This is a genomic window from Hydrogenophaga taeniospiralis, assembly GCF_020510445.1.
Classification (GTDB): domain Bacteria; phylum Pseudomonadota; class Gammaproteobacteria; order Burkholderiales; family Burkholderiaceae_C; genus Hydrogenophaga.
The window spans coordinates 176,037-198,265 of the sequence record NZ_JAHBAG010000001.1; the positions used below are offsets into that span (position 1 = coordinate 176,037).

Genomic DNA, 22,229 nt, shown 5'->3' on the forward strand with positions numbered 1-22,229 from the left:
TCCGGTCCGGGATGGCGGCAGTCGCTGCCGGGACAAAGCCCGTGCCCCGGCCTCCACCAGAATGCCGCCATGGGAATCCTCTACCTTGTGCGCCACGGCCAGGCCTCCTTTGGCGCCGACGACTACGACCGGCTCAGCGCGCTCGGCCAGCGGCAGAGCCAGCGGCTGGGCCAGTACTGGGCCGAACGCGGCCTGCGCTTTGACGCGGTGCTCACCGGCACGCTGCGGCGCCACGCGCAGACCTGGGCCGGCATCGCCGAAGGCGCCGGGCTGGGCGACGCCCAGGCGCTGGCCTGGCCCGGCCTGAACGAATACGACAGCGAGGCGGTGATCCGCGCCGTGTTGCCCCGCGGCGGGGACACGGTGCTGGGCGATCCGCACTCACCCGAGGGTTATCGCGCCCATTTCCGGCTGCTGCGCGACGGCCTGGCGCAGTGGATGGCGGGCACCGTGAGCCCGCAGGGCATGCCCAGCTACGGCGATTTCGTGCACGGCGTCACCAGCGCGCTCGACCATGTGCGCACGCACCACCACGGCCAGAAGGTGCTGATCGTCTCCAGCGGCGGGCCGATCGCCACGGCCGTGGGCCATGTGCTGGGCCTGAGCCCCGAGGGCACGATCGAGCTGAACATGCGCATCCGCAACAGCGCCGTGACCGAGTTCCAGTTCAGCCCGAAGCGCCACACCCTGCTGACCTACAACACTTTGCCGCACCTGGACGGCAGCGCGTACGCAGACTGGATGACGTATGCGTGATCAATCAAACGCCGTGCGCTCGGTGAGCGTGTCCGGCGGCAGGCGGTCGATTTCACCCAGCAGGTGCGCCAGGGCGCGCCCTGCCGCATCGAGCACCGCGCGGCCCTTGTCGGCGCTGGCGGCGCCCGCGTTGCCCACCGCGCCGCTGGCGTTGTAGTCCTGCATCATCCAGCCGAGCTTGGCGCTGCGGCCGTTGCCCAGGATAGGGAAGCGCTGGGCACGGTCCTGCGAGCTGGAGCGGAAGTAGCCGGCCTGGTCCATGCGCACCCGCCCGGGCGCAAGCGCCAGCATGAGCGACGTTTCGATCTCGCCGGCGTGCACGCCGAAGCGGTGCTCTTCGGCGCTGAAGAGTGCGTTCAGGTCCTGGCCCTGCGCGTCGGTCAGCGGCAGGTTGAACCAGCTCACGCTGTAGACCAGCATGCCCAGCCGCGCGCGCAGGTCGCGCGCCACCAGGTCCATCGCGCCCACCTGACCACCGTGGGCGTTGAACAGCACCAGCTTTTTCACCCCGCTGGCGGCCACGCACTCGCCGATCTCGGTCCACACGCGCAGCACGGTCTCGGCCTTGAGCGTGAGGGTGCCGGGGAAACGTGTGTGCTCCGGCGAAAAACCCACCGCCTGGGTGGGCAGGAACAGCGCCGGTAGATGGGGTGCGAGGTGCGGCAGCGCGGCGGCGATCACACCGTTGACGATGTCGGTGTCCACCGACAGCGGCAGGTGCGGGCCGTGCTGCTCGGTCGCGGCCACCGGGAGCACGGCGATGGCGCGCGCCTTGTCGAGCGAAGCGAAGTCGGCGGTGCTCAGGTCGGACCAGTGGCGGGCTTGGGCTTTCATGGGGGCATCTTACGGCGGTCCGCGCCTTCTTTGGGGCGGGTGGACCGGGGCCGGCGCGAAGCGCTCGGTAAGATGGATCACATGACCCAGGATCTCTTTCGCCAGGACGCTTACCTGCAGCACTGCGGCGCCACCATCACGGCCGTCAGCGAACACGGCATCGTGCTCGACCGCAGCGTGTTCTACCCGCTGGGCGGCGGGCAGGCCGGCGACGCCGGCGAACTGCGGCTGGCCGATGGCAGCGCCATCGCCATCGTCGACACCCGCAAGGGCAAAGACGCCGAAGGCCGGCCCACGGCCGACATCGTGCACGTGCCGGCGCCCGGCCAGGCGGTGGCCCTCGCGGCGGCCACCGTGGGCAGCCCGGTCACCGCCCACATCGACTGGGCGCGCCGCCACCGGCTCATGCGCTTTCACACCAGCACCCACCTGCTGTGCCATCTCGTGCCGGTGCCGGTGAACGGCTGCTCCATCACGCCGGACTACGCCCGCCTCGACTTCCACATGACCGACCCGCTGGACAAGGACGTGCTCACCGCCGGCATAGAGGCCCTGGTGGCCGCGGCCCACCCCGTGGCCATCGGCGCCATCACCGAGGAAGAGCTCGACGCCAACCCCGCGCTGGTCAAGAGCATGAGCGTCTCGCCCCCTCGCGGCAGCGGCAGCGTGCGCACGGTGCGCATCGGCCACACCGATCTGGTCGACCTGCAGCCCTGCGGCGGCACCCACGTGGCCAACACGGCCGAGATCGGCCGGGTCGTGGTCACGAAGATCGAGAAAAAGAGCGCCACCACGCGCCGCGTAATACTGGGGTTGCAGGACGCACCCCCCGCGTCGCCTTCGGCGCCACCCCCCTGAAGGGGGGCGACACCAGAGGCCCGGCAAAGCCGGTTCCTCGGTGTCTCTGGGGTGGGCCGTCCCGCGCGCCCCGCGCAGCGGCGGAGCGTGGGGGCTACTCCTTATTCCTGGTACATCCACCCCCGCGACCAGGGCAGCGCCTGTGCGCTCTGCCCGGCCGGGCGGCACAGCACCTGGTAGAGCGCCACCTCGTCGTGGTCAAACGCCCAGGCGCAACCCGCCAGGTAGATACGCCAGATGCGCCAGCGCCGCTCGTCCACCAGCGGCTTGATGCGCTCGGTGTTGGCCTCGAAGGCCTCGGTCCAGAGCTCGGTGGTGCGCATGTAGTGGCGCCGCAGGTTTTCCACGTCGAAGGCTTCCAGCCCGCCTTCCTGCAGCGTGCGCAGCACCGTGCTGACGTGGGGCAACTCCCCACGCGGAAACACATAGCGGTCGATGAAGCGACCACCGCCGTGGCGCGTTTCGCCATCCATCGCGTCGGTGCTGGTGATGCCGTGGTTCATGGCCCAGCCGTCGGGCTTGAGCAGCGCGCGGATGTGGCCGAAGTACGCCGCCAGATTGTCCAGCCCCACGTGCTCGAACATGCCCACGCTGGTGATGCGATCAAAGGGGCCGTCGCCGACGTCGCGGTAGTCCTGCAGCCGGATGTCGATGCGGTCCTCCAGGCCGGCGGCGCGCACCCGCTCGCGCGCCAGCTCAAACTGATTTTTCGACAGCGTCACGCCCACGCACTGCGCACCAAACCGCTGCGCCGCGCGCAGCACCAGCGCGCCCCAGCCGCAGCCGATGTCGAGCAGGCGCTGGCCCGGCTGCAGGCGGATCTTGGTGAGGATGTGGTCGATCTTCTTCACCTGCGCCTCGTCCAGCGTTTCGTCGCCGTTCTCGAAATAGGCGCACGAATACACCATGCCCGGGCCCAGCCACTGGGCGTAGAAATCGTTGGACACGTCGTAGTGGTACTGGATGGCCTCGGCGTCGCTCTCGCGCGTGTGGCCAAAGCGCCGGCGGATGCGCCCGAGCAGGCCTTTTTCCGGCTCGGCCGTTTCGGCCAGCCGGTGCGCCACCGCCAGGATTTCGGACAAGGGCCCGTTCACGTCGATCAGGCCCTCCACATAGGCCTGGCCCAGCGTGTCCAGGCCGGGGTCGATCAGCAGCGGCAGGGCCGATGAGTCGCGCACAAGGATCTCCACCCGGGGTTCCACGAAGTCGCCCAGCGCCAGCGCCGAGCTCCCGGCCTCGCCCCAGCGCAGACGCACCGGCAGGTTGGCCCGTGTCTTCACCCGCTGCGCCCAGGGCAGCAGCGCTCGCTCCACGATCGATCCCATGCACGCACCTCCATGCCAGTCCAAACCATGCGCCGAACCCGTTTTTACCGAAAGCCGCCCTTTCTGTGAACCCTGTCACGGAAATGCCCCCGCCGCGGCGCCGGCCAGGAGCGGCCACGCCACCGCCCGCCCCCAACAACAGTGTTACCTTATATTTGAGCGAATCATGCGCCCTGTGAACGCGTTGTGGTGCGGAACTTGAACGCAGCCGCGCCCTCATACTTCACCGGCACCGCCGGCCCGCCAGGGCCACCCACCCTCACCCGCTCCCTCGAATGCTCCCGAAACCCATGCCATCGGCCGTCGCGGCCACCCTCCGCCTGACGCTGCTCCTGCTGTGGGCGCTGTGCCTGCCGCTGGCGGCGCAGGCCCAAGGTCTGCTCTCGGGCGCCCCCGCCCAGACGGTGGTGCAGACCGACCAGGTGCGCGCCGAACTGCTGGCCCACGCCCCCGACGGCGCGGGCCCGGGCAAAACCGTCTGGGTTGGTCTGCAGCTCAGCCACACCCCCGAGTGGCACACCTACTGGAAAAACTCGGGCGACTCGGGCCTGCCGACCCAGTTCGAATGGACCCTGCCCCCGGGCGTGACGGCGGGCGACATCGCCTGGCCCACGCCGCGCAAGTTCCCGCTCGGCCCACTGGCCAACTACGGCTACGACGGCACGGTGCTGCTGCCGGTGCCGCTGACCATCGACCCCGGCTTCAACGGCAACCACCTGGAAGTGCAGCTCTATGCTGCCTGGCTGGTCTGCCGCAAGGAGTGCATTCCCGAAGAAGGCCGTTTCACGCTGCGCATCCCGGTGCAAGGATCGACCGGCCTGCACGGCAGCGTGTTTGACGCCGCCTTCGCCGCCGCCCCCAAAGACCAGCCCCCCGCCGACAGCGCCCTGCAGCCCGACACCGGCTTCCTGAAGGTGTCGCTCAGCGGCCTGCCCGCGGCCTGGCGGGGCCAGACCCTGGAGTTTTTCCCCGAAACCGCCGGCCTGATCGAACCCGGCTCGGCCTGGACCCAGGCCTGGGACGGCGAGCGCTGGAGCGCGCGCCTGCCGCTTTCACCACAGCGCAGCGAGAGCCCGGCCCGGGTGCCCCTGGTGGTGGCCCAGGCCAACCCGCCCGGCTCGGGCGCGGGCAGCGCCGGCGTGCGGCTCGACGTGCCGGTGCAAGGCGCCTGGCCGGCCGTCGCGGCCCTGCCCGTGGCCGTGCCCGACGCCCTGCAGGCCGCGCTCAACGCCAACGCCGCCCGCGCGGCCAGCGCCCCGCCGCCCGCCAGCGGCACCCCCATCACCCTCTGGGCCGCGCTGATCGGCGCGCTCCTGGGCGGCATGATCCTCAACCTCATGCCCTGCGTGTTTCCGGTGCTGGCCATCAAGGTATTGGCGTTCGCGAAACACGCCGACGACCGCACCGCCCACCGCGCCCACGGCCTGGCCTACACCGCCGGGGTGGTGCTGTCGTTCCTGGCGCTGGGCGGCCTGCTGCTCGGCCTGCGCGCCGCGGGCGAACAACTCGGCTGGGGCTTCCAACTGCAGAGCCCCGGCGTGGTGGCCGGGCTCGCCGTGCTGTTCACCCTGATCGGCCTGAACCTGGCCGGCCTGTTCGAAATCGGCAGCGTGCTGCCCAGCCGCGTGGCCAACTTGCAGGCCAAGAACCCCACGGCCGACGCCTTCCTCACCGGCGTGCTCGCCACCGCCATCGCCTCGCCCTGCACCGCGCCCTTCATGGGCGCCTCGCTCGGCCTGGCCATCGGCCTGCCCGCCGTGCAGGCGCTGGCCGTGTTCGGCGCACTCGGCCTGGGCATGGCCCTGCCCTACCTGGCCGCGAGCTGGTGGCCCGCCATCGCACGCGCACTGCCGCGCCCCGGCGCCTGGATGGACACCTTCCGCCGGGGCATGGCCTTCCCCATGTTCGGCACCGTGGTCTGGCTGATCTGGGTGCTGGGTCAACAGAGCGGCATCGACGGCGCCGCCGCCCTGCTCATGCTGCTGGTGGTGCTGGCGCTGCTGGTGTGGGCGCTCGGCCTGCGCGGCAAGAGCCGCGCCGTGCTGGCCGGCCTCTCGCTCGCCGGCCTGCTCTGGCTGGGCTGGGCGGTCGGCCCCAACGTGACGCGCCTGCAGGACGCCAGCCCCGGCGCCGCGGTGGCCACCACGGTGGACGGCCTGAACTGGCAGCCCTGGAGCCCCGAGCGCCAGGCCACGCTGCTGGCCGAGGGCCGGCCGGTGTTCGTCGACTTCACCGCCGCCTGGTGCGTGACCTGCCAGTACAACAAGCGCACCACCCTGGCCAACGCCGAGGTGCTCGGCGACATGGCCACGAAAAACGTGGCCCTGCTGCGCGCCGACTGGACCCGCCGCGACCCCGCCGTCACCGCCGCCCTGGCCAGCCTGGGCCGCAACGGCGTGCCGGTGTACGCGATCCACCAGAACGGGCAGCCGAGCACCGTGTTGTCCGAAGTGCTGAGCGTGGGAGAGGTTCGCGCCGCGCTCGCGGGTTTGTAATCCCCGAACCAGCCCGGCCCGCGTTCACTTCCTGGCCAAGAACCAGGCGACCAGCGCGTTGGCGTGGCCGTGACCCAGCTGGTGCTCGGTCTTGAGGAGGCTCACCAACTCCATGTGCTTGAGCGGGCCGGCCTGCGCCAGTACCTGCATCCAGTGGGCGATGGGTTTGCCATACGTCTTCTCGATGGATGGAAAGTAGGATGCGGGACCTTTCACCACTTCTTGCGTTGCCATGGAGGCTCCTTTCGGTCGTTGTTGCGAGGCAAACGGGGCGCGCAGTCTAGATGCACCCACACGCCATGGGCAGCAGGCGACATGGGCTGACTGGCTCCATCACAACGACGAACGTGGGGGCTGGATTTCGACAGACGGAGCGACGGCATCGAAGTGCCACGACGGGTCTTGGAGATCAGGCCCGTGTGGCATGTTCACGATGGCATTTGCATGGGGGAGTGGGAGCTCCCATCGGGCAATCGACCCATTGCGCATCCGCACCTCGGTTCAGATGGGCAAAGGGTCAGGCCTCGGGTGTTTTCGTCGAGCGTGCCAGCGTTGGTGAAATCAATTGCCTCCAGAAGAGTATTCACCAACGGGTGCCGCTGGTCGTGCAACCAATAACTGGTTCCACAGGGGCCCATTCAATGATCCGGGATGCGACACATGGCTGCGCCCGGAGTTGTAACCATCTCCAACTTGTGCAACAAGTCCGTCTATACTGAAAAAGCAGTTGAAGGACGGGGGTCAGTCTGTCGGCTGCAACGGAGGCAAGACCAAAGCGGTTCGAACCTCATCGCATAGGCGGTGAAAAAATCGGACTTCCGACTGACTGCAGTGTCCACATTTTTGAGGAGAATAGGTATGAAAAGAGCTCGTTTCAATCCAATAACTCTTATCCTCGCGCTTTTCGCGTTGGCGGCCGGCTCGATGGCGCAAGCGCAGGCGACCCGCACTTGGGTGTCCGGTGTGGGCGATGATGTCAACCCCTGTTCCCGCACCGCCCCGTGCAAGACCTTTGCGGGGGCCATCTCAAAGACCGCCACGAATGGCGAAATTTCGGTTCTGGATCCGGGTGGGTATGGCGCCGTGACGATCACCAAGTCCATTACCATTGATGGAAGCAAAGGCGCCGGATTTGGCTCGATCCTGGCGGCGTCCACCAACGGAATTATTATTAACATCACGGATATGGCTGACACCCGAAAAACCGTGGTTCTGCGCAATCTGTCCATTAACGGCGGCGGCACCGGGTTGAGGGGAATCAATATCCTGGCGGCGGCGAAAGTGATCATCGCGGATAGCCAGATTTTTGGTTTTCAGGGAAGCCCAGGCGTAGGCATCAGCGATACGCGCGCCGGGGGCAAGCTGATTGCTTACGGCACCGAAGTCAGCCACAATTTGGGAAGCGCGATCCTGATGCAACCCACGGCTCTCGTCACGGCGGCGCTCGATCACATGCAACTTAGCGCCAATGGCAATTCGGGAATATTCGCGGGAAACAACACTCGGGTCACCATCAGCAATTCCATCGTTGCAGGCAACGTCTCTCACGGCGTGTTCGCGGACGGCACCGGAATCATCAACTCCGACAATGTGCACATATCAAACAACGGCAACACAGGCGTCATTACCACCGGTGGAGGGACTATTCGCCTCTCCAATTCCGTTGTGACGAACAATGCCGTCGGCTTTAACAATGGCGGAACGATCAACACCTTTACACCCGCCAGCAACAAGATCATGGGTAACGCAGGCGCGAATGTCGGAGCGCTTACGCCAATAGCTCAGCAGTAACACGCAACGACCGATTGATGCTACGTTCCAAAGCCAGCCGCTATTCGGCTGGCTTTTTTGTGCTCCAGCCTTAAGGGTCACGCCGCCTGGGTTTATAGAGACACAGCCCGCCATACCGGAAGCCAACGGATACGGTTGGCAAAAAATCGACCCTCATTGTGGTCGCGCCCACATGGGTCAATTAGACATGATTGGATTCTCCACTTTTCAGCGCAATCCATATACTCGACGTGAGGGGGCTCCAATACGGCGTGATTTCGTCGTTCACCAAGGTGCGATAGAACGCGCAAACTGCACCCATCACCCGCGTCGAAATCGCCTCCAGCACTGCTGATGCAGCCTGCCAGGTCCGGTGCGCCTTGACATCACCAAAGGAAGCTCGCAGCCACCCCATCTTGACCGCAGGACGCGGTCATGCTTTTGGGAATGCGTTGTCAGGCTGGCGGCCAGCGATGTGGCAGCAGCTCGCCGATCTGGGCGGGCACCACCGGGATCGATATCGAGAGGACGGCTTTCATGATGCCCGACATTCAAAATCGGAGGCGTTGCACGGCTTTATCGCGCAGCGTCCCCTGCAACGCAGAGCGGGGTGTCTTGCGATAAGTTCTTGAATGGGTCATGGATGCACCTTCTCGTGCCGTTCCAGCATTGATACGAACTGTGAAATTCGTCTTGCGCGCGTTTCGACCTTCTTGGCCGTTTGAATCCTGAACAGAACAGCGTACCGATTCCGGCTGTCGAGCGTTTCGAAAAACGCTTTGGCTCGCGCATTGCCATCCAAAGCAGACTGAAAATCGCTGGGTACAGTTGCTTTGCTGGATGAGTCATACGCAGCATCCCATCGTCCGTCGAGCTTCGCGCGCTCAATCTCTTTCAGCCCAGCAGGTCTCATTTTCTTTGCTTCGATCAGAGCCAGCGCTTTGTCTCGATTGATCTTCGACCAAAGACTCTTGTCCGAGCGTCGGGTAAATTTCTGGAGCCAGAATTGATCGCTGTGCGCCTGCTTTTGCCCATCTATCCAGCCAAAACAAAGTGCGACTTCGACGGCCTCGTCGTATGAAACCGACAGCGCATCGGTGCCCTTCTTTGCGAGCTGTAACCAGACCCCAGACGATAAGGTGTGATTTTCATTCAGCCAGGCTGACCAGTCCAGTTGCCGTTCAAAGCAATGAATCGGCAGCTCAGTCGAGGACTTGGATTGAGGCTTCATTCGCGATTCCTGAGGGGCCGATGTAGTTGAATGCATCATGAGCCTCCCTTGTGGCTGATGAACCTTGTTGACCTGGACCCCGAACAGCGCGAGGTGGCGGCGGGCTTTTTTCTGAATGGGCAGTGTAAGTTTCAATCGGCCATGCGGGCAATGGCAGGCACCGGTTGACAGGCCTGCTGTGTGCGGCTCAACACGCTGGCCCGCCACCGTCTGATCCGCCTGCGCCAGCGCAAACCGCCCACCCACCCCAGGCGGGATAATCCCCGCTTCCCATCAGACGACCGCACCGGACACCCCCATGAGCCACGCCCCCCTGCAGAACGACACTTTCCTGCGCGCCTGTCTGCGCCAGTCCACCGAGTACACGCCTGTGTGGCTGATGCGCCAGGCCGGGCGCTATCTGCCGGAATACCGCGCCACGCGCGCCAAGGCGGGCAGTTTCATGGGGCTGGCGACGAATGTGGACTTCGCCACCGAGGTGACGCTGCAGCCGCTGGACCGCTACGCGCTGGACGCGGCGATCCTGTTTTCCGACATCTTGACCGTGCCCGACGCCATGGGCCTGGGCCTGTCGTTTGCCATGGGGGAAGGCCCGAAGTTCGAGCGCACCGTGCGCACCGAGACGGACGTGGACCAGCTCGCCGTGCCCGACATGGACAAGTTGCGTTATGTGTTCGACGCGGTCACCAGCATCCGCAAGGCGCTCAATGGGCGGGTGCCGCTGATCGGTTTTTCGGGCAGCCCCTGGACGCTGGCCTGCTACATGGTGGAGGGCGGCGGCTCGGACGACTACCGCGCGGTGAAGACGCTGATGTACAGCCGCCCGGACCTGATGCACCGCATCCTGGCCGTGAACGCGGATGCGGTGGCGGTGTACCTGAACGCGCAGATCGAGGCGGGCGCGCAGGCGGTGATGGTTTTTGACAGCTGGGGTGGTGTGCTGGCGGACGGCAAGTTCCAGGACTTTTCGCTGACCTACACCAAGCGTGTGCTGGCGCAGCTCAAGCGCGAACACGACGGCGCCACCATTCCGCGCATCGTGTTCACCAAGGGCGGCGGCCTGTGGCTGGACGACATGAAGCCGATGGACTGCGAGGTGTTGGGGCTGGACTGGACGGTGAACCTGGCCAAGGCGCGCGCGCAGGTGGGCGAGGGCCCGCACGGCAAGGCGCTGCAGGGCAACATCGATCCCAACGTGCTGTTTGCTTCGCCGACCCAGATCGAGGTCGAGGTGGCGAGCGTGCTGGCGAGCTTTGGCACGCCGCACCAGGGCCCGGGCGAAGGCGCCACCCACATCTTCAACCTGGGCCACGGCATCAACCAGCACACCCCGCCCGAGCACGTGTCGGCCCTGGTGGACGCGGTGCACGCGTTTTCGCGGCAGCAGCGGGCGCGGGCCTGAACGCCAGCGGCCGTGAGCGCCGCGGCCCGCAGCGCGAAGGTACTCCCGTGAGCGCCGCCCGACCGCTCCGAAGGCGCTCAGCCCCGCAGGGCACAGCGCGGAGGGTCGTCCAGTGAGCACCGCGGCCCGCCTGGACAGCGCGCCTTGGGGCAGGCCTCAGCGACGGGAAAAACCGTCATGCGCCGGTCACAATGACCACCGCCCGACAGGCCCATAGCACAAAACCAGCGGAAAAGAGGACTTGACAGCCATCACTTATGCACAAAATTTGTGCTGCGGCGCGCAAAAGGGTCCGGCTCTGGAAAACCGTGAAGTCTTTGACACCCATCTTTGCAAGCTGTTGATTTCATTGGATATTGATTTCTGCTTTTTTTCCGGGCAGTTTAAACAAACCCTTGATTTTCAAGGGCTCCCGGCCCGTCAACACCATCTATCAACAAAGTTATCCACAGAAAACCTGAACAGTCGCGGAAGCGAAGTCAAATCAACAACTTACATCGCTTTCCTGCAGTTCGACTGAGGAACAACCGCTAACCATGGCTTTCTGGCCCAGTGTGATCGTGGCGACCCCGGCCCACAGCGGGGTGGGCGCCAGCCTGACTTACCGAAGTGAGTTGTTGCTCGCGCCGGGTGCGTTGGTGCGGGTGCCGCTGGGTTCGCGCGAGGTGCTGGGCGTGGTCTGGGACTGCCCGACCACACCGCCCGAAGGGCTGACCGAGGCGCAGACCAAGGCGGTGGCGGGCGTGCTCGACGGCCTGCCCCCGCTCAACGGATGCTGGCGGCAGTTGGTCCGCTTCGCCGCCCAGTACTACCAGCGCAGCCTGGGCGAGGTGGCGCTGGCCGCGCTGCCGCCGCAGTTGCGCGAGCTGGGCAACGACCAACTGGCACGCCGGCTCAAACGCCGCGCCAAGGCCGTGGCCAGCGCCGCGCCGGTGGCGGAAACGGGCACCGCCCCGGTGCAGCCCGGCGGCCACGACCTGAGTGCCGAGCAGGCCGAAGCGCTGCAGGCCTTGGCGGCGGCCACCGCGCCGGTGCTGCTGTACGGCGCCACCGGCAGCGGCAAGACCGAGGTGTACTTGCGCGCCACGCAACAGGCACTGCAGGCGGGCGCCCACACCCAGGTGCTGGTGATGGTGCCCGAGATCAACCTCACGCCGCAGCTGGAGACGCGCTTTCGCGAGCGCTTCGAGCCCGCGTTCGGTGCCGGCTCGGTGGTCTGCCTGCACAGCGGCATGACGCCGGCACAGCGCCTCTCAAGCTGGCTGGCGGCGCACACGGGCAGCGCGCGCATCGTGCTGGGCACGCGCATGGCGGTGTTCGCCAGCCTGCCGGGGCTGCGGCTGATCGTGGTGGACGAAGAGCACGACCCGAGCTACAAGAGCCAGGAGGGGGCGCGGTATTCGGCGCGGGATCTGGCGGTGTATCGGGCGAAGATCGAGAGTGAGGCTTTGGCCACTGACGGAACGGGTCTGCACGCGGGCCCTCACCCCCGCCCTCTCCCAGAGGGAGAGGGCGTGAATACCCCTCGCTGCCAGGTGCTGCTGGGCTCGGCCACGCCTTCGCTGGAGAGCTGGCACGCGGCCGACCAGGGGCGTTATGTGCGGCTGGCGATGCCCGGGCGCATCGGCGGCGGGGCGCTGCCGCGCCTGCGCCTGGTGGACATGAACCACCAGCCCAAGGGCGCCGTGCTGGCGCCGCCGCTGGTGGCGGCCATGGGCGAGCGCATCGCGCGCGGCGAGCAGTGCCTGGTGCTGCTGAACCGCCGCGGCTACGCGCCGGTGCTGGCCTGCCACGACTGCGGCTGGAAAAGCGGTTGCCCACATTGCAGCGCCTACCGCGTGTTCCACAAGCTGGACCGCACCCTGCGCTGCCACCACTGCGGCTTCACCGAGCGCGTGCCGCGCGCCTGCCCGGACTGCGGCAACATCGACATCGCGCCGGTGGGCCGCGGCACCGAACAGATCGAAGAACAGCTCGCCGGCCTGCTGGCCGACGTGCGCCGGCCCGACGGCAGCCCGGCCCGGGTGGCGCGCATGGACGCGGACTCGACCCGCCTCAAGGGCAGCCTGGAAATGCAGCTCGCCGCGCTGCACAGCGGCGAGGTGGACGTGTTGGTGGGCACGCAGATGATCGCCAAGGGCCACGATTTCCGGCGCATTACCCTGGTGGCCGGCATCAACGCCGACTCGGCCCTGTTCGCCAGCGACTACCGAGCGCCCGAGCGCCTGTTTGCGCTGCTGATGCAGGCGGCGGGCCGCGCCGGGCGCGACGCGGCGCAGAGTGGCGCGAGCGAGATGTGGGTGCAGACCTGGTACCCGCAGCACCCGCTGTTTGCCACGCTCAAAAAACACGACTACCCGGCCTTCGCCGCCGAACAGCTGACCGAGCGCGAGCAGGCCGGCATGCCGCCCTACGGCTTTCAGGCCCTGCTGCGCGCCGACGCGCGCACCCAGCAGGCCGCGCAGGCGTTTCTGAACATCGCCGCCGAGCAGGCCACCGGCCTGCCGCTCCGCGACCAAATCACGCTCTACCCCGCCGTGCCGCTGACCATCCAGCGCGTGGCCAACGTGGAGCGCGCGCAGATGCTGGTGGAAAGCGCCTCGCGCGGCGCTCTGCAGCGCTTTCTGGCGGCCTGGCAGCCGGTGCTGCACGGTTGCCGCAGCGCGCCCGAGGCCAAGGGCCTGGTGCGCTGGGCGGTGGACGTGGACCCGCTGTCCATTTGAGGGAATCCCATGGCACGCAAATCCAAAGCGGCACCCCAGCCGCCAGAACCCGAAGACGAAACCGAAGAACCGGGCTCGCCCGCACCGCGCATGAAGATGAACACGCCCTGCGCGTGGGACGGCGACACGCTGGTGGTCAACATCCTGGGCACGCCGGCGGCCAAGCGCGACGCGATCGGCAAGACCAAGGGCCACCAGCTCAAGGTGAGCGTGACGGCCACGCCGGTGGCGGGCAAGGCCACCGATCACATGGTGAAGTTCCTGGCGGAAGAGTTCGACGTGCCGGCCAAGGCCATCACCGTGGTGTTCGGCCGCTTCAACGTCAACAAGCAGCTGCGCATCCTGGCGCCGAAGAAGATACCGGCGGTGCTGGCGAAAGTGCTGGAGGGCTGAGCCGCGCGCGGTGTCACGGGGGTTTCACGAACGCCGCCCAGAATCGCACCTGTGCTTGATGTCCGACACACAACGGACGGCACACCCGGCCACCCTGGTGGCCGATCCATTCGAGCTGGGCGGTATCGGCGCCGCTCAGCCCACCGCACCAGCGCTCAGGTGCAGCCGACGGGTCAGCGCAAACCGGGCGAAATCGGCGTCGAAGCTCACCAGCCGGCCAGCCCAGGATGCGGTGGAACCGGCTCCGCCGGGCCACTCGCATCGCCCCCTGGGGGGTGACGGGCGCAGCCCGGCGCGGGGGGGTTACAAATCCATAACCTTGGTCCAGGCCGCGACGAAGTCTTTCACGAACTTCTTGCCACCGTCGTTCTGCGCATACACCTCGGCGATGGCACGCAGCTGCGAGTTGGAGCCGAAGGCCAGGTCCACGCGGGTGGCCGTCCATTTCACGGCGCCGGTCTGGCGGTCGCGGCCCTCGTAGGCGTTGTCACCGGTCGGCTTCCAGGCGGTGAACATGTCCACCAGGTTGACGAAGAAGTCGTTCGTCAGTTGGCCCGGGCGCCTCGTGAACACCCCGTGCTGCGAGCCCCCAACGTTGGCGCCGAGCACGCGCAACCCGCCGACCAGCACCGTCATCTCAGGTGCGCTGAGCATGAGCAGTTGCGCCTTGTCGAGCAGCATCTCTTCGGGCGACACGCTGTAGGCGGCCTTGCGGTAGTTGCGGAAGCCGTCGGCCTGGGGTTCGAGCGCGGCGAACGATTCCACGTCGGTCTGTTCTTGCGTGGCGTCGGTGCGGCCGGGGGTGAACGGCACCTCCACCGGCTGGCCGGCGGCCTGGGCAGCGGCCTCCACGCCGGCGTTGCCGGCCAGCACGATCAGGTCCGCCAGCGACACTTTCTTGCCCCCGGTGGCGCCGGTGTTGAAGCCGCGCTGGATTTCCTCCAGCACGGCCAGCACCTTGGCCAGCTGGGCCGGCTGGTTGGCTTCCCAGTCTTTCTGCGGGGCCAGGCGGACGCGGGCGCCGTTGCTGCCCCCGCGCCGGTCGGAGCCGCGGTAGGTGGAGGCCGAGGCCCAGGCGGTGGACACCAGCTCGCTCACGGAGAGGCCCGAGGCCAGCACACGGGCCTTGAGTTCCTTCGCGTCGGCGGCGTCGATCAGCGGGTGGTCCACCGGCGGCACCGGGTCTTGCCAGATCAGGTCTTCGGCCGGCACCTCGGGGCCCAGGTAGAGCGACTTCGGCCCCATGTCGCGGTGGGTCAGCTTGAACCAGGCGCGGGCGTAGGCGTCGGCGAACTCGTCCGGGTGGGCGGCGAAGTGGCGCGAGATCTTCTCGTAGGCCGGGTCGAAGCGCAGCGAGAGGTCGGCCGTGGTCATCACAGGCGGGTGCTTCTTGCTCGGGTCGTGGGCGTCGACCACCATGTCCTCGGGCGCCACGTTCTTGGCGCGCCACTGAATGGCACCGGCCGCCGTGGTCATCTGTTCCCACTCATATTTGAAGAGCACCTTGAAGTAGCCCATGTCCCACTTCGTCGGGTTGGGTTTCCAGGCGCCTTCGAAGCCGCTGGTGGTGGCGTCGCCGCCCTTGCCTGTGCCATGCTGGTTGATCCAGCCCAGGCCCATTTCCTCGATGGGCGCGGCCTCGGGTTCGGGGCCGACCAGGGCCGCGTCACCGGCGCCGTGCATCTTGCCGAAGGTGTGGCCGCCGGCCACCAGGGCCACGGTTTCATGGTCGTTCATGGCCATGCGGGCGAAGGTCTCGCGCACGTCGCGGCCGCTGGCCACCGGATCGGGCTTGCCGTCCGGGCCCTGCGGGTTCACGTAGATCAGGCCCATCTGCACAGCGGCGAGCGGATTCTCCAGATTCCGCTCGCCGCTGTAGCGGCTGTTGGGTTTGTCGCTGGTGGCCAGCCACTCCTTTTCCGCGCCCCAGTAGATGTCCTCTTCGGGCGCCCAGATGTCGGCACGGCCACCGCCGAAACCGAAGGTCTTGAAGCCCATGGTTTCCATGGCCACGTTGCCGGCCAGGATGAACAGGTCGGCCCAGGAGATGGCGTTGCCGTACTTCTGCTTGATCGGCCAGAGCAGGCGGCGGGCCTTGTCGAGGTTGCCGTTGTCGGGCCAGCTGTTGAGCGGTGCGAAGCGCTGGTTGCCGGTGTTGGCGCCGCCGCGGCCGTCCGCCGTGCGGTAGGTGCCGGCGCTGTGCCAGGCCATGCGGATGAACAGGCCGCCGTAGTGGCCGTAGTCGGCCGGCCACCAGTCCTGGCTCTGGGTCATCAGCGCCGCCAGGTCTTTCTTGAGCGCGGCGTAGTCCAGCTTCTGGAAGGCCTCGGCGTAGTCGAAGTCCGGGTCCATCGGGTTGGACACCGGCTGGTGCTGGTGCAGGATGGACAGGTTCAGCTGGTTGGGCCACCAGTCGGCATTGGACTGGGCGCCGTGCGTGGCGCGCGCGCCGGCGGCGGCGTGGAAGGGGCATTGGGCTTCGGTTTGGGGGGTGCTCATGGTGTTCTCCTGTGGGTGGGCGGTTGACCGGAAAAGGGGGAAAAGGGGTTCAGAACGTGGCGGCCAGGGCCGCCAGGGCGTCCATCCAGTCGCGGTGAACCCAGGGGGTGGAGGCAGACGGTGCCATGACGGGACTCCTGTGCGTGTGAGGGAACCCATACCTTAGGGATGCCCGGTTGAAATGTCGACTCAATTGAACCAATAAATTCGATAGCCAACACCAATGAATCGATGCAGAACCTCACGGGGGCGTCTTCCCGCCCACAGGATGGAACTGTTCAAATGCGCGCGCACCCATGACCATGCCCCCAAGGAGGACAAAGATGACGATGACGGTGATGAAGCGGACCTGGCGCGCGCTGATGGCGCTGTGGCTGGCGGTGCTGCTGGCGGCCTGCGCCAGCGGCCCGAAGCTGGTTTCGCACGGGTTCAGCTTCAATGGTTTGCACGACAAGTGGATCGAGTCGGTCGATCTGCTCGCCTATGCGTATGGAGACCGGTACTACCGGGTTCGAGACGATCTGGAGCACCCGAGATCGTCCCTGTTTGCTGGAAAGGCGAGTTTGCCGCCCGGCAATTCGGTCGATGGTCCGATGCCGGTGGGGGAATTTCTCTACGTCAAATGGCGCGTGAAAGCCAGCGGCGAGGTGCTGGAGCAACGCGTGGATCTGCGTGATCGCCTGCCCAGGGACATGACCGACCACGAACTGACCTTTGTGATCGACGGGCGACAGCTGTTTGTGTATGTGGTGACGCCTCGCCGCAAACGGTCTTTCGATGACCCCCCCATCCTCAAGACATGGCGCTCCGAGTTCGCTCACGCCTACGAAGTCTTCCCTGAGTTTCAGCGCCCGCAGAAAGGAACCAACTGATGGGAACCTCGGCCGTCAGACCACTGAATAATGAAGAAGTGAGCCGACTGCCCGAAGCGCGCGCAGCCATGGAAATGGCAGGCCAAGCTGGGTCATCCAGTCGATTCAACTTCTTTGCCGCCTTCGATGGCACCAACAACGACAAGGACAACCTCGAATTGTCCGGTGACCCCTACCCGACCAACGTCGGAAATTTGGATGATCAGGCCAAAGATGCCGAAAGCGCCACCTTCAGACGCGGCTACTACCCAGGCGTTGGCACCGGTGGCGACCAGGGCAACCTTATCAACGCCGGCATCAACCCCACACCAGCCATCGACGCAGCTGCGGGAAAAGCCTATGTGCAGTTCAGCGATGCCGCACTGAAATACCTTAGAACCCATCCCGACGCCACCCCCGCCGACCTCGGTGCCTCCGTCACCGGTTTCAGCCGCGGCTGCACCTCGGCCGTGCGCTTCGCCCAGCTCGTCAACGAACGCGGCCTGGTGGCCCCCGACGGCGCCGTGGTCGCGAAGCCGGGCAGCGTGCCCATCACCGCGATGGCGCTGATGGACCCGGTAGCCACCGGCGTTCAGGGCGAGCTGGCCGTGCCGCCCAATGTCAAAGGCCAGGTGCTGGTGGTGCAGGCCGAGCAGGAAAACCGCAGCTGGTTCCGGCCACTGGACTACAGCGACGACCCACGCGTCGTCACCGTGCGCCATCCCGGCAACCACGTCGGCGTGGGCGGCGGCTACGACCGCAACGGCACCGCCGCGAATGTGCACGAGGGCATCACCGCCTACTTCCAGCGCCGAGGCCTGCCGCTGGCCGACGTGCCGCCCGAGCAGCGCCACGACCCCAGCCAGCGCCCCTGGCTGCGCACCGAGGCCTACCAGACCGCGCGCAATGGCGACGTGCTGACCGAGGACAACGGCAAACCCAAGGCGCGCTGGCCGCTGGACGACCCGGACCAGCCCCGGGTGCAGGTCAAACCGCCCATGTCCGAACAGCACAAGGCCTGGCTCCGGCAGGCCTACACCGAGCTGGCCCCCACGCTCAAGACCACCGGGCTGAGCCCCGAGCAGTGCCTGCAGGTGAGCGCGGCCTGCGTGGCCAGCGCCGCAGGGCACGACGGCTGGGGCCCGCCGCAGCGTTTTCTGGTGAGCAAGGACGGCGGGCGGGTCGCGGTGCAACACCAGAGCGGGCGCTTCGACGAGCTGAGGGTGGACGACTCGCTGCGAACCAGCGCCCAAAGCCATCTGGATCGTGCGCAGGAGGCCCGGGACACCGTGCCCGGACCACAGCAGGAACGTGCAGCACCGGTGCGCAGCGAGCAAGCGCTCGCGCGCTGATGCGCGGGCCGTTCGCGGCACCCCGAGACGAACCCGGGCTCAGGTCAGCAGGGACACGGCCCCGGAAAACGTCAGGAACGCCGCCGCCGTGGTCATCAGGATGATGCGGGCGATGCGCCCGTTGTCGGCGCCCAGGCGCTCGGCCAGCAGCGAGACGTTGCTGGCGCTGGGCAGCGCCGCCACCAGCACCATCACCGTGAGCGCGAACGGATCGAGCGGCACGCCGATCTGGATCGCGCCCGTGCCCACCGCGAGCACCAGCAGCGGGTGCAGCAGCAGCTTCATCAGCGCCACGGGCACGTAGTCCGACAGCGGCATCGGGTGGTTGGACTGGATCTGCGAGCGCGCCAGCACCGCGCCGATGGTGAACAGCGCCACCGGCGAGGCCGCGTCGGCCAGCAGCCAGGCCGTCTTTTCCACCGGCCCGGGCAGGCTGAACCGCACGGCCGAGGCCACGGCGCCCAGGATGATGGCCCAGGGCATGGGATTGGCCACCACGCCGCGCAGGGCTTTTTTCGCAGCGTCCAGCATGGCGGCGGCGCCATGGCCCTCGCCCTCGTCGAGCCGCGAGAGCGCGATGCACAGCGAACTGGTGATCACCATGTCCACCACGATCAGCACGATCACCGGCCCCACGCTCTGCGGCCCCAGCAGCGCTGCCAGCAGCGGCACACCCATGAACCCGGTGTTGGGAAAAGCCGCGACCAGCGCACCCAGCGACGCGTCGTTCCAGCGGATGCGGCGGTTCAGCGTCATGACGACGGCAAACCCCACCATCACCAGCGCGCACAACAGGTAGACGCCGGCCACCGACGCGTCCAACAGCTGCGCGATCGGCGTGGTGGAGCCGAAGCGGTACAGCATGCAGGGCAGCGCGAAATACAGCACGAAGCCGTTGAGCCCGGGGATCGCCTCCAGCGGCAACATGCGCCGGTGCGCCGCCACGAAGCCACCCAGCACGAGCGCGAAAAAAGGGAAGGTGACGAGCAGGATGTTGAGCACGGTGCGCGATTGTCTCAGGCGGCTTCAAACCGACCGGGACCCAGGTACAAAGCGCTGAGCTTCCAGCGACAGGCCCCCAGTGGCCCGCACGGCTCAACCACCCCCACCCTGCCGGTATCATCCATGGCTTCGCCCGTCCCGCCCGCCTCCCGATCGCCCGCATGTCCCACGGCCTGAACCTTGCCCAACTCGACGCCGTGAACCACCTGGGTGGGCCTTGCCTGGTGCTGGCCGGTGCCGGTTCGGGCAAGACGCGGGTGATCACGCACAAGATCGGTCGGCTGATCCAGGCCGGGCTGGCGGCGGACCGCATCGCGGCCATCACCTTCACCAACAAGGCCGCGAGCGAAATGCGCGAGCGTGCCGGCCAGCTGGTGGGCCGCGACGCCAGGAAGGTGCTGATCTGCACTTTTCACGCGCTGGGCGTGCGCCTGCTGCGCGAAGACGGCACGGCGCTGGGCCTGAAGAAGCAGTTTTCCATCCTCGACACCGACGACATCACCAGCCTGCTCAAGGACTGCGGCGGCACCACCGACGCGGCCACCGCGCGCGGCTGGCAATGGACCATCAGCGCCTGGAAGAGCGCGGGCCTGAACTCGGCCCAGGCGCTGGCCGCCGCGAAGGACGAAGACGAGCGCGTCACTGCCACCATCATGGCGCGCTACGAAGAGCGCCTCACCGCCTACCAGAGCGTGGATTTCGACGACCTGATCAGCCTGCCGCTCAAGCTGCTGAGCGAACACGCCGACGTGCGCGAGCGCTGGCAGCAGAAGATGGGCCACGTGCTGGTGGACGAGTACCAGGACACCAACGCCACGCAGTACGAGCTCTTGAAACTGCTGGTGGGCGAGCGCGCGCGCTTCACCGCCGTGGGCGACGACGACCAGTCGATCTACGGCTGGCGCGGCGCCACGCTGGACAACCTCAAACGCCTGCCGCAGGACTTTCCCGAGCTCAAGGTCATCAAGCTGGAGCAGAACTACCGCTCCACCAGCGCCATCCTGCGCGCGGCCAACAACGTGATCGGGCCCAACCCCAAGCTGTTTCCCAAGACGCTGTGGAGCGATCTGGGCGAGGGCGAGCCGGTGCGCGTGGTCGATGCCGACAACGAGGAGCACGAGGCCGAGCGCGCGGTGGCGCGCATCCAGAGCCTGCAGGCCAGTTCGCAGCACAAGGAGTGGCGCGACTTCGCCATCCTCTACCGCGCCAACCACATGGCGCGCTCGTTCGAGCAGTCGCTGCGCCGCGCCAACATTCCCTACAAGGTCTCGGGCGGCCAGAGCTTTTTCGACAAGGCCGAGATCCGCGACCTCTGTGCCTGGCTGCGCCTGCTGGTGAACAACAACGACGACCCGGCCTTCCTGCGCTCGGCCACCACGCCCAAGCGCGGCATCGGCCACACCACGCTGCAGGGGCTGGGCAACTTCGCCACGCAGTACAAGCTGAGCCTGTTCGAGGCGCTGTTCGCGAACTCGCTGGGCACCGCCCTGCCCGCGCGCGCCGTGGCCACGCTGCACGAGTTCGGCCGCGCGGTGAACGACCTCGAATACCGCGCCAGACACACGGTGGGCCACGAGGCGGCGCGCGCCTTCCTCACCGAGTGGCTCAAAGACATCGCCTACGAAAAGCACCTCTACGACAGCGAGGACAACGAGAAGGTCGCGGCCGCGCGCTGGACCAACGTGATGGACTTCTGCGACTGGGTGGCCGGGCGCTGTGGCGGCAAGATCGAAGACGACGCCGGCATCCAGACCGAAACCGAACGCAAAACGCTGCTGGAGGTGGTGCAGACCATCGCGCTGATCTCGACGCTCAGCGAGCGCGAGAAAGACCAGAACGTGGTGACGCTGTCCACGCTGCACGCCTCCAAAGGCCTGGAGTGGCCGCATGTGATGCTGGTCGGTGTGAACGAAGGCCTGCTGCCGTTCAAGATGGACGAAGAGCCCGGCCAGAGCGACGCGGCGGTCGAGAACATGGCGCAACGCCTGCAGGAAGAGCGCCGTCTGATGTACGTGGGCATCACGCGCGCGCAGCGCACGCTGGCCGTGAGCTGGCTCAAGCGGCGCAAGAAGGGCCGCGAGAGCATTCCCGGCCAGGCCAGCCGCTTCATCAAGGAGATGGCGCTGGACCAGAACACCGTCAAGGAAGACCCGCGCGAAAAACTGCGCGCCCTGCGCGCCGAGTTCGCCCAGCGCGCCACCGAACAGGCCGCACAGAAAGCGGCCGAGACGCCATGAAGCAGCCACCGAAATCCCTTCGCGCCGGGCTCTGCCTGCTCGGCTTGGCCCTGGCCTGGGCAACGCCGACCGCCGCGCAGACCCCGCCCGCCCAGCCCGCCAGCGCGGCCACCACCTGCCCGAGCCTGGACGAGGACCCGGCCCGGCTCCATGGCCTGTGGCAGTTGGCCCTGTGGCTGCCCGATGGCAGCGAAGCGGCGCCGGTGTCCACCGGCGCGCTGCTGTTCGAACGCCACCCCGACTACCCGGGCAGCGTGCGCGGCAACCTCAAGCGCTCCACCGAGGGCCACGACGTGCTGGCGCTGGTGGCGGGCGACGTGAGCGAAGGCGTGTTCAACCTCGACGAATCGAGCGACGGCGTGCTCATGGACGCCGTCTGGACCGGCACCCCGCAAGACTGCGGACAGCTGATCCGCGGCACACGCCGGCCGGCCGAAGGCCGCGCGTCGGGCGTTCCCGTGCTGCAATTTTCATTGCACAAGACCCCCAGCACACGCTGAT

At 67.2% G+C, this 22,229-nt stretch carries 18 protein-coding genes; 12 read left to right on the top strand and 6 right to left on the bottom strand.

Translation table 11 applies throughout. The annotated features are described in order from the left end of the window. The first annotated feature begins 69 nt into the window (after positions 1-69). On the top strand, positions 70-756 hold the full coding sequence (locus KIH07_RS00765; RefSeq protein ID WP_226490145.1) for a histidine phosphatase family protein: 687 nt from the start codon (positions 70-72) through the stop codon (positions 754-756). Here the strand turns inward: KIH07_RS00765 and KIH07_RS00770 are convergent, their stop codons facing one another. Beyond that, positions 757-1,590 carry a creatininase family protein gene (locus KIH07_RS00770; protein ID WP_226490146.1) on the bottom strand — a complete coding sequence of 278 codons (834 nt, stop codon included), beginning with the start codon at positions 1,588-1,590 and terminating at the stop codon, positions 757-759. It lies immediately after the preceding gene. A gap of 81 nt (positions 1,591-1,671) precedes the next feature. On the opposite strand from KIH07_RS00770, the gene KIH07_RS00775 reads away from it, so the two are divergent. Next, on the top strand, positions 1,672-2,448 hold the full coding sequence (locus tag KIH07_RS00775; RefSeq protein ID WP_226490147.1) for an alanyl-tRNA editing protein: 777 nt from the start codon (positions 1,672-1,674) through the stop codon (positions 2,446-2,448). A gap of 101 nt (positions 2,449-2,549) precedes the next feature. Here the strand turns inward: KIH07_RS00775 and KIH07_RS00780 are convergent, their stop codons facing one another. Next, the gene (locus KIH07_RS00780) at positions 2,550-3,773 is read right to left on the bottom strand and encodes an SAM-dependent methyltransferase (RefSeq protein ID WP_226490148.1); all 1,224 of its coding nucleotides are present in this window, start codon (positions 3,771-3,773) and stop codon (positions 2,550-2,552) included. Positions 3,774-4,063: 290 nt separating this feature from the next. Between KIH07_RS00780 and KIH07_RS00785 the strand changes: the two genes are divergently transcribed. After that, a complete protein-coding gene (locus KIH07_RS00785) occupies positions 4,064-6,268 on the top strand; it encodes a protein-disulfide reductase DsbD family protein (RefSeq protein WP_226490149.1) in 2,205 nt (734 codons plus the stop codon). Positions 6,269-6,292: 24 nt separating this feature from the next. On the opposite strand, the gene KIH07_RS00790 is transcribed toward KIH07_RS00785, so the two are convergent. After that, complete coding sequence (locus tag KIH07_RS00790; RefSeq protein WP_226490150.1) at positions 6,293-6,502, bottom strand: DUF4287 domain-containing protein; 210 nt, start codon at positions 6,500-6,502, stop codon at positions 6,293-6,295. 624 nt (positions 6,503-7,126) lie between these two features. On the opposite strand from KIH07_RS00790, the gene KIH07_RS00795 reads away from it, so the two are divergent. Further along, positions 7,127-8,059 carry a right-handed parallel beta-helix repeat-containing protein gene (locus KIH07_RS00795; protein WP_226490151.1) on the top strand — a complete coding sequence of 311 codons (933 nt, stop codon included), beginning with the start codon at positions 7,127-7,129 and terminating at the stop codon, positions 8,057-8,059. A gap of 616 nt (positions 8,060-8,675) precedes the next feature. Here KIH07_RS00795 and KIH07_RS00800 read toward each other — a convergent pair. Further along, the gene (locus KIH07_RS00800) at positions 8,676-9,269 is read right to left on the bottom strand and encodes a YdeI/OmpD-associated family protein (protein ID WP_226490152.1); all 594 of its coding nucleotides are present in this window, start codon (positions 9,267-9,269) and stop codon (positions 8,676-8,678) included. Positions 9,270-9,567: 298 nt separating this feature from the next. On the opposite strand from KIH07_RS00800, the gene hemE reads away from it, so the two are divergent. The 4 genes from hemE (at position 9,568) to KIH07_RS00820 (ending at position 13,787) form a co-directional block, all read left to right on the top strand. Then, on the top strand, positions 9,568-10,671 hold the full coding sequence (hemE, locus tag KIH07_RS00805; protein ID WP_226490153.1) for a uroporphyrinogen decarboxylase: 1,104 nt from the start codon (positions 9,568-9,570) through the stop codon (positions 10,669-10,671). Positions 10,672-10,912: 241 nt separating this feature from the next. After that, the gene (locus tag KIH07_RS00810; RefSeq protein ID WP_226490154.1) at positions 10,913-11,191 is read left to right on the top strand and encodes a hypothetical protein; all 279 of its coding nucleotides are present in this window, start codon (positions 10,913-10,915) and stop codon (positions 11,189-11,191) included. Positions 11,192-11,207: 16 nt separating this feature from the next. Next, on the top strand, positions 11,208-13,394 hold the full coding sequence (gene priA / locus KIH07_RS00815; RefSeq protein ID WP_226490155.1) for a primosomal protein N': 2,187 nt from the start codon (positions 11,208-11,210) through the stop codon (positions 13,392-13,394). A 9-nt stretch (positions 13,395-13,403) separates the two neighbouring features. Then, positions 13,404-13,787 carry a DUF167 domain-containing protein gene (locus KIH07_RS00820; RefSeq protein ID WP_226490156.1) on the top strand — a complete coding sequence of 128 codons (384 nt, stop codon included), beginning with the start codon at positions 13,404-13,406 and terminating at the stop codon, positions 13,785-13,787. Positions 13,788-14,090: 303 nt separating this feature from the next. Here the strand turns inward: KIH07_RS00820 and katG are convergent, their stop codons facing one another. Beyond that, positions 14,091-16,286 carry a catalase/peroxidase HPI gene (katG, locus tag KIH07_RS00825; RefSeq protein WP_226490157.1) on the bottom strand — a complete coding sequence of 732 codons (2,196 nt, stop codon included), beginning with the start codon at positions 16,284-16,286 and terminating at the stop codon, positions 14,091-14,093. A 323-nt stretch (positions 16,287-16,609) separates the two neighbouring features. Here katG and KIH07_RS00830 point away from each other — a divergent pair, with 323 nt between their 5' ends. Then, complete coding sequence (locus KIH07_RS00830) at positions 16,610-17,158, top strand: hypothetical protein (RefSeq protein WP_226490158.1); 549 nt, start codon at positions 16,610-16,612, stop codon at positions 17,156-17,158. 38 nt (positions 17,159-17,196) lie between these two features. Beyond that, positions 17,197-18,489: a DUF2235 domain-containing protein gene (locus KIH07_RS00835; protein WP_226490159.1), complete on the top strand. Its 1,293-nt coding sequence runs from the start codon at positions 17,197-17,199 to the stop codon at positions 18,487-18,489. Positions 18,490-18,528: 39 nt separating this feature from the next. Here KIH07_RS00835 and KIH07_RS00840 read toward each other — a convergent pair whose 3' ends face one another. Beyond that, positions 18,529-19,491: an AEC family transporter gene (locus KIH07_RS00840; RefSeq protein WP_226490160.1), complete on the bottom strand. Its 963-nt coding sequence runs from the start codon at positions 19,489-19,491 to the stop codon at positions 18,529-18,531. 161 nt (positions 19,492-19,652) lie between these two features. Between KIH07_RS00840 and KIH07_RS00845 the strand changes: the two genes are divergently transcribed. Then, entirely contained in the window at positions 19,653-21,728 is a 2,076-nt protein-coding gene (locus tag KIH07_RS00845; RefSeq protein ID WP_226490161.1) for an ATP-dependent helicase, read from the top strand. After that, positions 21,725-22,228, top strand: a complete 504-nt coding sequence (locus KIH07_RS00850; RefSeq protein WP_226490162.1) for a hypothetical protein — start codon at positions 21,725-21,727, stop codon at positions 22,226-22,228. The genes KIH07_RS00845 and KIH07_RS00850 overlap by 4 nt, the downstream gene beginning before the upstream one ends. Position 22,229 lies beyond the last annotated feature (1 nt).